Source organism: Phyllobacterium chamaecytisi, from assembly GCF_020164455.1.
GTDB classification, from domain to species: Bacteria; Pseudomonadota; Alphaproteobacteria; order Rhizobiales; family Rhizobiaceae; genus Phyllobacterium; species Phyllobacterium chamaecytisi.
Window position 1 is genome coordinate 1 of sequence record NZ_JAIQWW010000084.1, and the last position, 365, is coordinate 365.

A 365-nucleotide genomic window follows, 5' to 3' on the forward strand; every position below is an offset into this window, starting at 1 on the left:
CGGGTCTTAATCAGTCCACTGGACTGATTGAGCGGCGAAGCCGGACGTCCCTCACCCTTCAGGTTCTGAGCCTGACGGTGGTGGCAGATAGAGTTGTGTTTTGATCTGGTTGCGGGGACAGGATTTGAACCTGTGACCTTCAGGTTATGAGCCTGACGAGCTACCGGGCTGCTCCACCCCGCGCCACCATATCGGCACTTGCGTGCCTCGCGTGCTTTTGCTTGTAAGTATGCTCTTACGCATTGTGTTTTGCAAAAGCAAAAGGCCGCATGCGCGGCCTTTTTGAATGTCTGTGTGTTGTTGTGAGATGATTTTGTTTCGCATGCAGCTTACATGAAAGTCATGCAACTTTTTGGGCGCCTGCG

Annotated in this window: 1 tRNA gene; it reads right to left on the reverse strand. The window is 52.9% G+C overall.

Features of this window, described 5'->3' with window-relative positions:
• Positions 1-106 precede the first annotated feature (106 nt).
• Positions 107-183: transfer RNA gene (locus LB462_RS31040), tRNA-Met, on the reverse strand.
• Positions 184-365: the final 182 nt, after the last annotated feature.